At 61.5% G+C, this 10,412-nt stretch carries 9 protein-coding genes; 7 read left to right on the top strand and 2 right to left on the bottom strand.

From position 1 onward, the window contains the following. Positions 1 to 13 precede the first annotated feature (13 nt). Genes P5706_RS29960 through P5706_RS29950 form a run of 3 tightly spaced genes read left to right on the top strand, consistent with a single transcriptional unit; the run spans position 14 to position 2,479 of the window. Complete coding sequence (locus tag P5706_RS29960) at positions 14 to 1,039, top strand: aminoglycoside phosphotransferase family protein (RefSeq protein ID WP_285683893.1); 1,026 nt, start codon at positions 14 to 16, stop codon at positions 1,037 to 1,039. After that, positions 1,036 to 1,710 (top strand): N-acetylmuramate alpha-1-phosphate uridylyltransferase MurU, encoded by a 675-nt coding sequence (murU, locus tag P5706_RS29955; RefSeq protein WP_285683890.1) that lies wholly within the window; start codon positions 1,036 to 1,038, stop codon positions 1,708 to 1,710. Before P5706_RS29960 ends, murU begins: the two co-directional genes overlap by 4 nt. A 1-nt stretch (position 1,711) precedes the next feature. After that, entirely contained in the window at positions 1,712 to 2,479 is a 768-nt protein-coding gene (locus P5706_RS29950) for a TerB family tellurite resistance protein (protein ID WP_285683888.1), read from the top strand. A 144-nt stretch (positions 2,480 to 2,623) separates the two neighbouring features. Here the strand turns inward: P5706_RS29950 and P5706_RS29945 are convergent, their stop codons facing one another. Next, complete coding sequence (locus P5706_RS29945; protein WP_285683886.1) at positions 2,624 to 3,598, bottom strand: alpha/beta hydrolase family protein; 975 nt, start codon at positions 3,596 to 3,598, stop codon at positions 2,624 to 2,626. A 176-nt stretch (positions 3,599 to 3,774) separates the two neighbouring features. Here P5706_RS29945 and P5706_RS29940 point away from each other — a divergent pair, with 176 nt between their 5' ends. The 4 genes from P5706_RS29940 to trpE all read left to right on the top strand — a co-directional run bounded on the left by P5706_RS29940 (position 3,775) and on the right by trpE (position 8,047). After that, positions 3,775 to 4,923 (top strand): iron-containing alcohol dehydrogenase, encoded by a 1,149-nt coding sequence (locus P5706_RS29940; protein WP_200430311.1) that lies wholly within the window; start codon positions 3,775 to 3,777, stop codon positions 4,921 to 4,923. A gap of 84 nt (positions 4,924 to 5,007) precedes the next feature. After that, positions 5,008 to 5,682, top strand: a complete 675-nt coding sequence (gene rpe, locus P5706_RS29935; RefSeq protein WP_200430310.1) for a ribulose-phosphate 3-epimerase — start codon at positions 5,008 to 5,010, stop codon at positions 5,680 to 5,682. Further along, entirely contained in the window at positions 5,679 to 6,497 is an 819-nt protein-coding gene (locus P5706_RS29930; protein ID WP_200430309.1) for a phosphoglycolate phosphatase, read from the top strand. Before rpe ends, P5706_RS29930 begins: the two co-directional genes overlap by 4 nt. A gap of 68 nt (positions 6,498 to 6,565) precedes the next feature. After that, entirely contained in the window at positions 6,566 to 8,047 is a 1,482-nt protein-coding gene (gene trpE / locus P5706_RS29925; RefSeq protein ID WP_285683882.1) for an anthranilate synthase component I, read from the top strand. Positions 8,048 to 8,178: 131 nt separating this feature from the next. Here trpE and estP read toward each other — a convergent pair whose 3' ends face one another. After that, the gene (estP, locus tag P5706_RS29920; protein WP_285683856.1) at positions 8,179 to 10,101 is read right to left on the bottom strand and encodes an esterase EstP; all 1,923 of its coding nucleotides are present in this window, start codon (positions 10,099 to 10,101) and stop codon (positions 8,179 to 8,181) included. Positions 10,102 to 10,412 lie beyond the last annotated feature (311 nt).

The raw sequence follows: 10,412 nt of genomic DNA, 5'->3' as shown, positions 1-10,412 counted from the left end.
GGAGACCCTTGTAATGCCCGAGCAAGATCTACGTTTACAACAGCTGAAAGTTTGGCTGGATGAGCAGTTGCCGATCCTTTTCAACGCTCAGGACTGGGGTGTCGTACCTCCGGCCACATTGACCGCGGCCAGCAGCGACGCGAGTTTCAGGCGTTATTTCCGCTGGGAGGGTGGCGGTCGCACGTTCGTCGTCATGGACGCTCCACCGCCTCAGGAAAACTGCAAACCTTTCGTCGATATCGCTGATTTACTCGCGAAATCGGGAATAAATGTGCCAAAAATTTATGCAGAAGATTTGCCCCGCGGCTTTCTTTTGCTGAATGACCTGGGCCAAAAAACCTATCTGGACGTAATTGACGCGCAAAACGCCGATCAATTGTTTGCCGACGCCATCGACGCGTTGCTGGCTTTTCAGCAATTGCCGATGGACGCGCCGCTGCCCAGCTATGACGTGGCCTTGTTGCGTCGTGAGCTGGAATTGTTTCCGCAATGGTACGTGCGCCAACATTTGGGTATCGAATTCGACACCCAGCAGTTGGCCTTATGGCAGCGCGTCAGTGATCACCTGATCGATAGCGCTCTGGCCCAGCCTAAAGTGCTGGTGCATCGCGACTATATGCCGCGCAACCTGATGATCAGCGAGCCGAACCCCGGCGTGCTGGACTTCCAGGACGCGGTCTATGGCCCGGTTACCTATGACATCACCTGCTTGTTCAAGGATGCGTTCCTCAGTTGGCCGAAGGCGCGTGTGCGCGAGTGGCAGCGCGGTTACTGGGAGCGTGCAGGTGCTTTGGGCATTCCCGTGCAGGCTGATTTTGACGAGTTCCTGCGGGCCAGTGACCTGATGGGCGTGCAGCGCCACCTCAAGGTCATCGGCATTTTTGCGCGCATCTGCCACCGCGACGGCAAGCCGCGCTACCTGGCCGACGTGCCGCGCTTCTTTGCTTATATAGAAGCCGTACTGGCCGATCGGCCGGAGCTGGACGAGTTGGGTGAGTTGCTCGCCAGCCTGCGTGAACCGACCGAGGCACGCGTATGAAGGCGATGATCCTGGCAGCGGGCAAAGGTGAGCGGATGCGCCCGCTCACCTTGCACACGCCCAAACCACTGGTGGAGGCGGGCGGCAAGCGTTTGATCGAGTATCACCTTGAAGCGCTGGCCAAGGCCGGCTTCAGCGATATCGTGATCAACCATGCCTGGCTCGGCCAGCAGATTGAAAGCTACCTGGGTGACGGCGCGCAGTTTGGCTTGCGCATTCAGTACTCGCCCGAGGGCGAGCCGCTGGAAACCGGTGGCGGTATTTTCCAGGCACTGCCGTTGCTCGGGGACGAGCCTTTCCTGGTGGTCAATGGTGATATCTGGACCGACTACGACTTCACTCGCCTTAAGCAACCGCTGACGGGCCTGGCTCACCTGGTGATGGTTGATAATCCGGCGCATCACCCTTCTGGCGGCGATTTCTACCTGGACCAAGGTCTGCTTCATGATGCCGCGCCCGGTGCCGATAACCTGACCTTCAGTGGCATTTCAGTGCTCGACCCACAGTTGTTCGCGGGTTGCAGCGCCGGTGCCTTCAAACTGGCGCCGCTGTTGCGGGAGGCCATGGCCAAAGGTCTGGTAACGGGAGAGCACATGACAGGACGCTGGATTGATGTCGGTACGCTGGAGCGTCTGGCGCAGGTTGAAACCTTGCTGACTGCGGGGCAATAAGATGTTGTGGCCAGGGACACTGATCGGTGCCGGGGCTGGCTTTGCCATTGCCAGTATTCCGGGGGCCATGTTGGGCGCATTGCTGGGGCAGGCACTGGATCGCCGTCTGCAGTTGCACAGCTGGGCACAATTGCGCGAGCGCCTGGGCGGGCGCCCGGCGTTGCGCAACGACGAATTGCTGTTTGTTTTGTTGGGGCGCCTGGCCAAGAGTAATGGCCGGGTGGTGGATGGGCATATCCAGCAGGCGCGCCAGGAAATGCGCGCGCTGGACATGAGCGAGCCGGCCCAGCGCCGGGCAATTACCGCGTTCAATCGTGGCAAGTCCGGTTCTGACAGAGTGCGCAATTACCTGCGTGTGCTCAAGGCTCAGCCCCATGCGGCGGAAGGTGTGTTGCGTGCATGCTGGCGCATGGCCTGGGCGGACGGCAAGGCCGATGACGCCGAGCGCGACCTGATCGACCTGTGGGGCAAGTGGCTCGGGTGGACGCCGCAACAGTTACAGGCGCTGGCGTCTGATTACGCCCCTGAACGCAAGCCACTGGCCAATCGAGGCGGGGCGTATCAGGAGGCGCTGCGGATTCTGGGGGTGACGTCCACCAGCGAACCGGCCGCCATCAAACGCGCCTATCGCCGCCTGCTCAGCCGCCATCACCCGGACAAGATCGCCGGTACGGGAGCAAGCCTGGCACAAGTGCGTGAGGCCACCGAGCGCACCCGCGAGCTACATAATGCCTATGCGTTGATTCGTGAGCGGCGCGACTTTCGATAGCCACCTCAATTTGGAAGTGGCAACCCAATTAGTGTGGGAGCTGGCTTGCCTGCGATGGCGGACCGTCAGTGACATCTGTGCTGCTGACATGCCGCTATCGCAGGCAAGCCAGCTCCCACAGTTGATCGGGTTACCAGGCCAGGATTAGTTGGCGGCCGCCTGCGGGCTCAACCACCCACGAACCCGCCGATACAGCTGCTCTTGCTCAGCCGCACTGTTGCCCGGCAGGGTCTTGAGCGACACCTGTTTATAGCCGTCATTCTTCGCCCGCTTGGCGGCCTGCATGCGTTCCAGGGCGTTTTTGCGTTCCAGGGCGCCGTCTTGGTAGTACACGTCCGCCGTCGGCACTTTCAGCGCCGGCGCCAGTTTTTGCAGGTCCGGCTGCCTGGCCGCAGGCGTCTTGCCGGCCACCATCACCAACTTCTGCACTTGGGACGGTTGCTTCTCGCTCAGGTAGCGCGCGGCCCACCAGGCGCCGGTGCCGTGGCCGAGCAGCACCACGCTGCGCGCGCCCTGGGTTTGGGCAAAGGCAACGGCGGCGTCGATGCGATCGAAGATACGCTTGGCGTCGGTCTTGTCCTGTTCATCGGCGCCCGGCACCACCGCCGGGTCAGTGCCTTCGGCTTCGGCGCTGGCGGCTTGTTCGATCGGTTTGGCGGCCGTACTGCCGTCTTTACTGCTGGTGTCGACCGCGGCTTTAGGTGACTCCATGACCCGAGGCGGCAGGGTGTCGAGGTTCACATCCGGCAACGACAGGCTCAAGGTGCCCCAGTCGGCGTCGGGTAATTTGCGGCGCAAGGGCGCGATTGCTTGTGGCCAGTCGGCGCTTTCTCCGGCGCCCGGCACAATAATCACCACACCTTCAGGTTCGGCGCTGTTGGCCGGTTTCCACAGGGCCAGGAATGAATCGCTGCCGGCCTGCAATTGTTGCTGTTCCTGTGCCGGCAGTTGACGCTCCAGGGCGTTGGCTTCTTCCTGGCTGCGCTCGGGCAGCGGTTGGCGTTCAGCCGGTTTTTCGGCGGCGGGCGCGGGTGTATCGGCGGCCTGGGCAGTAAAGGCGCTGGTCAATAGCAGCGACAGGCACAAAGCTGGCAGTGCCGAACGGTAGTGAAAGGGCATGGTGGGTTCCCGGCCAGAAGTGATTCCAGCAGCCTAATGGGTTGGTCGGTGTTTGTCAGCGTATCGGCGGTGTGTGCCGGGCCTTGATGGCGGCGCCATTTGGTCTGTGAATGCTGGGCAACCGAAAATCCCAAGCTACTCTTGTGCCAGCCCATCATTAACAAGAGGCCACGCACATGAGTACTTCCTCATTCAAGATCGCCCATAAACTGCTGACCGGCGCTGGCGCCATTGAACAACTGGCCGCCGAGCTCACGCGTCTGGATGTGGATAACCCGCTGATCGTCACCGATGCCGCGCTGGTCAAGTCCGGCACCGTGGCGCTGGCGCTTGAGCACCTGGGCGAGCGCACCTATGAGATTTTTGACCGCGTGCTGCCCGACCCGGAAATCGCCATTGTCGAGGACTGCATGCGTGTGTACCGCGAAGGCGGGCATGACGGCTTGATCGGCGTGGGCGGCGGCAGTGCCATCGACATTGCCAAGAGTGTTGCGGCCTACGCCGGTTACCACGGCGCGCTGGCGGACTTGTTCGGCGTCGACCAAGTGCCGCGCAAAGGCCCGCCGCTGATCGCGATCCCGACCACCGCCGGTACTGGCTCAGAGGTGACCAATGTGGCGATCCTCTCCGACAAGGCCGCACAGCTGAAAAAGGGCATCGTCAGCGATTACTTATTGCCGGATGTGGCGCTGATCAGCCCGCAAATGACCCTCACGTGCCCGCGCAGTGTCACCGCCGCCAGTGGCGTGGATGCGTTGGTGCATGCCATCGAGTCCTACCTGTCGCTGAATGCCTCGCCGATCACTGACGCGCTGGCCATCGGCGCGATCAAGCTGATCGCCAACGCGCTGCCCAAGGCCTATGCCAACCCGGCTAACCTGCAGGCCCGTGATGATATGGCCACCGCCAGCCTGATGGCCGGCATGGCGTTCGGCAATGCCGGCGTCGGCGCGGTGCATGCCTTGGCGTACCCGTTGGGCGGGCGATTCAATATCGCCCATGGTGTGAGCAATGCGCTGTTGCTGCCTTATGTGATGCACTGGAACAAGCTGGCCTGCGTGGAGCGCATGCAGGACATTGCCCAAGCCATGGGCGTGAATATCACCGGGCTCAGCGTCAACGACGCCGCCGATCAGGCGGTCGAGGCGATGACGCGACTGTGTGCCGCCGTGGAGATCCCGGCGGGGCTGAGCAGCTTCGGCGTGCCACAAGACGCAATCCCCGCCATGGCCACCGAAGCGGCGGGTATCGAGCGCTTGATGCGCAACAACCCGCGCAAGCTCAGTGCGGCGGATATCGAGAAAATCTATCGGGCGGCTTACTGACCATTGAGTTAGGTCACGGTGCGCTGGGTAAAGCATGAGGTATACAATGCGCGCCATCGTGATTTAGCTCAAAAAAGGTGCGTCATGCAGCCCTTCGTTATCGCTCCATCGATTCTCTCCGCCGACTTCGCCCGCCTGGGTGAAGAAGTGGACAAGGTATTGGCCGCCGGTGCCGACTTCGTGCACTTCGATGTCATGGACAACCACTACGTGCCCAACCTGACTATCGGCCCGATGGTCTGCGCGGCACTGCGCAAGTACGGCATTACTGCGCCGATCGATGCGCACCTGATGGTCAGCCCGGTGGACCGCATCGTCGGTGATTTCATCGAGGCCGGCGCTACCTACATCACCTTTCACCCGGAAGCCACGCTGCACGTCGACCGCACCCTGCAACTGATCCGTGAAGGCGGTTGCAAGGCGGGCCTGGTGTTCAACCCCGCCACGCCGTTGAGCGTGCTGGAGTACGTGATGGACAAGGTCGACATGGTCTTGTTGATGAGCGTCAACCCAGGCTTCGGTGGGCAGAAGTTCATTCCCGGTACGCTGAACAAACTGCGCGAAGCCCGCGCGCTGATCGATGCGTCGGGCCGTGAGATCCGCCTGGAAATCGACGGCGGCGTTAACGTCAACAATATCCGCGAAATCGCCGCGGCTGGCGCTGACACCTTTGTGGCCGGCTCGGCGATCTTCAACGCCCCCAACTACCAGGAAGTCATCGACAAGATGCGGGCCGAACTGGCGCTGGCGCGCCCATGAGCGGTTTTGAGCAGTTGTTCCCCGGCAAACTGCCACGGCTGGTGATGTTCGATCTGGACGGTACGTTGATCGATTCGGTGCCAGACCTGGCGGCGGCGGTGGACGAGATGCTGCTCAAGCTGGGGCGCAAGCCGGCGGGCGTCGAATCGGTGCGTGAGTGGGTCGGCAATGGCGCGCAGATGCTGGTGCGTCGGGCCTTGGCCAACCACATCGATGCTGAAGGTGTGGATGAGGTCGAGGCCGAGCACGCCCTGGAACTCTTCAATGTCGCCTATGAAAGCAGCCATGAGCTGACGGTGGTCTACCCCGGCGTGCGCGACACGCTCAAGTGGCTGCACAAGCAAGGCGTGGAGATGGCGCTGATCACCAACAAGCCGGAGCGTTTTGTCGCGCCGCTGTTGGACCAGATGAAAATCGGCCGGTATTTCCGCTGGATCATCGGCGGCGACACCTTGCCGCAGAAAAAGCCTGACCCGGCGGCGCTGTTCTTTGTGATGAAAATGGCCAATATCCCGGCCTCGCAATCGTTGTTTGTGGGTGATTCGCGCAGTGATGTGCTGGCCGCCAAAGCCGCTGGCGTGCAGTGTGTGGCGCTGAGCTACGGTTATAACCATGGCCGGCCGATCGCCGAAGAATCGCCGGCGCTGGTGATTGATGATCTGCGACTGCTAATCCCCGGTTGCTTGGGAGCGGGCGCTGAGATAACGTTGCCCGACATCGAATCAACCCCTTCTGGAAACTCCATCGTGGTGGTCACTCGCAAACTCTGGATGAAAGTCATCAAGGCCCTGGCCCGCTGGCGTTGGCGCGCCTGACTGATCCTGGCCGCGCTGCGGCACGTTTGCACACCTGACCGTTTGACCCTCAAGCCACGAGGCACCTCATGATCCGCGAAGAATTCCTGCGTTTGGCCGCTGCCGGCTATAACCGTATCCCCTTGGCCTGCGAAACCCTGGCCGACTTCGATACGCCGCTGTCGATCTACCTCAAACTGGCCGACGAGCCCAACTCTTACCTGCTCGAGTCGGTGCAGGGCGGCGAGAAGTGGGGCCGTTACTCGATCATCGGCCTGCCGTGCCGCACCGTGCTGCGCGTGCATGACCATCATGTGAGCATCACCCATGATGGCGTCGAGATCGAAAGCCATGACGTAGAAGACCCGCTGGCCTTCGTCGAAACCTTCAAGGCGCGCTACAACGTGCCGACCATTCCCGGCCTGCCGCGTTTCAACGGTGGCCTGGTGGGGTATTTCGGCTACGACTGCGTACGCTACGTGGAAAAACGCCTGGGTAAATGCCCGAACCCGGACCCGCTGGGCGTGCCGGACATTCTGCTGATGGTCTCCGACGCGGTGGTGGTGTTCGACAACCTCGCCGGCAAGATGCACGCGATTGTCCTCGCCGACCCATCCCAGGCCGATGCCTTCGAGCAAGGCCAGGCCAGCCTTGAGGCATTGCTGGAGAAACTGCGTCAGCCGATCACCCCACGCCGTGGCCTGGACCTCAGCCGTCCGCCAGCGGCCGACCCGATCTTTCGTTCAAGCTTTACCCAGGATGACTACGAGCGCGCAGTCGACACCATCAAGGAATACATCCTTGCCGGTGACTGTATGCAGGTGGTGCCGTCGCAACGCATGTCCATCGACTTCAAGGCCGCGCCAATCGATCTGTACCGCGCGCTGCGTTGCTTCAACCCGACGCCGTACATGTACTTCTTCAACTTCGGCGACTTCCACGTCGTGGGTAGCTCGCCGGAAGTGCTGGTGCGGGTCGAAGACAACCTGATCACCGTGCGCCCGATTGCCGGCACGCGCCCGCGTGGTGCTACCGAAGAAGCCGACCTGGCGCTGGAAGAAGACCTGCTGAGTGACGACAAGGAAATTGCCGAACACTTGATGCTGATCGACCTGGGCCGCAACGACACTGGGCGGGTGTCGGAAATCGGTTCGGTGAAACTCACCGAGAAGATGGTTATCGAGCGGTATTCCAACGTGATGCACATTGTGTCCAACGTCACCGGCGAGCTGAAAGCCGGGTTGACCGCGATGGACGCGCTGCGGGCGATTCTGCCGGCGGGCACCTTGTCGGGCGCGCCGAAAATTCGCGCGATGGAGATCATCGACGAACTGGAGCCGGTCAAGCGTGGTGTGTATGGCGGCGCCGTGGGGTATTTTGCCTGGAACGGCAATATGGACACTGCGATTGCGATCCGCACCGCCGTGATCAAGGACGGCGAGCTGCATGTGCAGGCGGGTGGCGGGATTGTGGCTGACTCGGTGCCGGCCCTGGAATGGGAAGAAACCCTGAACAAACGCCGCGCGATGTTCCGGGCGGTGGCGTTGGCTGAGCAAACGCCGCAAGACTGAAGCCAGACGCTGAACAATGTGGGAGCTGGCTTGCCTGCGATAGCATCACCTCGGCATACCTGTACACCGAGGTGCCCGCATCGCAGGCAAGCCAGCTCCCACAGTTGTTTTGTGGGGCGTTTAAGATCCGCTTAGAAATCCAGACTCACCCCAACATTGACGCCTTGCTGGGTAAAACTGTCATCCTTCCTCACGTTATACGCCGCCCGTAGCGCCAGCTCCTGAGTCAGCTTGTGGCTGACGCCCAGACTCAATCGATCCGAATTGCTGCGCGGTGTGTAGCCGTCTAGCTTGAAGTCGATGCCTGGCACGCTGTTGAGCGAAATCTTTACCTTCTGGGTGTCGTTTTCGAACTCATGCTCGTGGGCCACTTCGCCAAACACTTGGGTTTGCGGCGTAATCCGGTAGCTGCCTTGCAGGCCCACGCCCAGGCGCTTGGAGTCGCGTTGCTGGTCATCGAAAGTCAGCGCGGTGGAGCGGTTATCCTTTTCGGAATAGCCATCGACTTCGACCCGCGAATAGTCGGCGCTGATGAACGGTGACAAATGCCAATCGCTGCCGGCGCCGGCAATGTCATAACCCAAACGGCCGCTCAAGGCCCAGAGCCAGCCGTCGGTGTCGCCTTTTTCGGAACCTTCGCTGACGCCCAGGGCGAACTTGCGCTTGAGGCTGTCGAAGTCCAGCTTGCCGCCGGTCAGCGCCGCATCGGCCCACCAGTGGTTTTGCTGATATTGCGCAAACGCGGTGCCCATGTAGCTGTTGAGCTTGTAGTCCGAATCGCGGGCACCGGCTTCGAGTGTCTGGCGATACAAACCGGCGGCCACGCCGACGCGCCAGTTTTCGTCGAGACGATAGCTGCCGCCGACGTTCACGTTGTAGCCACTGCCGTCGCCGCTGGCCGAACTGCGTTGATCATCAAAGTCCAAATGCTGGCCACCACCGGCGACAATCGCGCGCCATTGGCCGACGGCCTGCCAGTTGCCATTGTCGGCTTGCCACTGGTTGCGCAGCTCATCCTGATGGGCGCGCAAGGTGCCTTGGGCCATCTCAGGCAGCAAGGTCACTTCCCACGGCGCGGCGAGCAGCGAGTAGGCGTAGTCGGCGATCAACTGTTGCCCGGCGATGGTGGGGTGTACCGAGTCGTTGTAGATTAGCTTGGTCGGGTCCGGGGTGGTGCCGCCAATGCCATACACTGGGTTGGCCGTGCAGCCGTTGCCGCTGAAGCAGGTGCCGGTGAGGTTTTGCCCGCTGGCCAGGCCAAAGCGCGCAGGGTCGGCGAAGGTTTCATTGAGCAGTAACGGGATGTTCAGCGGGATGACCTGGGCGTCGATCTGCGACAGGCGCTGCACCAGCGCCTGGTTGAAAATGCTGCTCAGGGCCGAGCTGGCGCCTTGCGCGGGCGTGCCGTTGATGGCGGGCGTCAGGCCCAGGTCGGGCAGCATCCACACCATGATGTACCGCGCGCCGGCCTGTTGCAGTGCTTGGGCGCTGTCGGCCAAGCGCCCGCCGGCGGCAACGGCCTGGCCTGGGCTGAGGACGCGGCCTTGCAGGAAGTCATTGCCACCGCCAGACAGGAAGTACAGCGCGTTAGGGTCAGCCCGCCCGCCGTTGGCCGGCAGATAACCCTGGCGGCTGCGCAGTACGGTGCCACCACCGGCATTGCCGGGCGGGATCGCTGCATTGGAGACCGAGTTGATGGAGTCCAGGATGTTGTCGGTACGGTAGCCGCCGACTGCCCAGTTATTGCCATCGGGTAAACCTTGGGCAGCACGTACTGGCGAGGTGGATGCATTCAGGTCGTTGGGCGCCACGCCCAGCTTGGCACCCAGCAAAGTTGATGACACCAGGCCATAGTCGCCCTGGAACGTCGGCCCGGTGCGGTTGGTAAAGCGCAAGGTGGCGCCGGACGAGCCGTCGGGGAACTGGCCGGCGTCGGCCAGGCTGTCGCCGAATACGACCATGGTTGAGTAAGGCGAAGGTGCTGCAAATGCCTGTGCGCAGGCGAGCGACAGGAGGCAACCGGCAAGGGGCGCGAAAAACGGTGGTCTGAGCATGCAAAATTCCATTTAGTTGTTTTTGTGTCGGAAGCGAAACACTAGCAATGTAGTGAGGGTTTTCTTCGAAGAAAACAGTTTTTTCTTACAAATACTCGGTGGTGCCCCCCGGAATCGCTGCTCCATATTGCACCGCTGGCGAGGCTACGTTACTGTGCCTGAACGTATGAATGAGACCCTCCCCGTGTTGATCATCAGCAAACTCTTGATGCGAGTAGTCAAGGCACACGCCCGTTGGCGTTGGCGCGCCTGACATTTTTCTCTGCCGGCTTGGCCGGACCTGTACCGATTTGCCTTCTTCACCCTCTGTT

This window comes from Pseudomonas sp. ChxA (assembly GCF_030263855.1).
Classification (GTDB): domain Bacteria; phylum Pseudomonadota; class Gammaproteobacteria; order Pseudomonadales; family Pseudomonadaceae; genus Aquipseudomonas; species Aquipseudomonas fluorescens_CB.
This window is presented reverse-complemented; position numbering and strand designations above follow the sequence as displayed.

Excerpts from the sequence above, each read along its gene's own strand:
- P5706_RS29960 (WP_285683893.1), top strand. The coding sequence starts at position 14 with ATGCCCGAGCAAGATCTACGTTTACAACAGCTGAAAGTTTGGCTGGAT.
- murU (WP_285683890.1), top strand. The coding sequence starts at position 1,036 with ATGAAGGCGATGATCCTGGCAGCGGGCAAAGGTGAGCGGATGCGCCCG.
- P5706_RS29950 (WP_285683888.1), top strand. The coding sequence starts at position 1,712 with ATGTTGTGGCCAGGGACACTGATCGGTGCCGGGGCTGGCTTTGCCATT.
- P5706_RS29945 (WP_285683886.1), bottom strand. The coding sequence starts at position 3,598 with ATGCCCTTTCACTACCGTTCGGCACTGCCAGCTTTGTGCCTGTCGCTG.
- P5706_RS29940 (WP_200430311.1), top strand. The coding sequence starts at position 3,775 with ATGAGTACTTCCTCATTCAAGATCGCCCATAAACTGCTGACCGGCGCT.
- rpe (WP_200430310.1), top strand. The coding sequence starts at position 5,008 with ATGCAGCCCTTCGTTATCGCTCCATCGATTCTCTCCGCCGACTTCGCC.
- P5706_RS29930 (WP_200430309.1), top strand. The coding sequence starts at position 5,679 with ATGAGCGGTTTTGAGCAGTTGTTCCCCGGCAAACTGCCACGGCTGGTG.
- trpE (WP_285683882.1), top strand. The coding sequence starts at position 6,566 with ATGATCCGCGAAGAATTCCTGCGTTTGGCCGCTGCCGGCTATAACCGT.
- estP (WP_285683856.1), bottom strand. The coding sequence starts at position 10,101 with ATGCTCAGACCACCGTTTTTCGCGCCCCTTGCCGGTTGCCTCCTGTCG.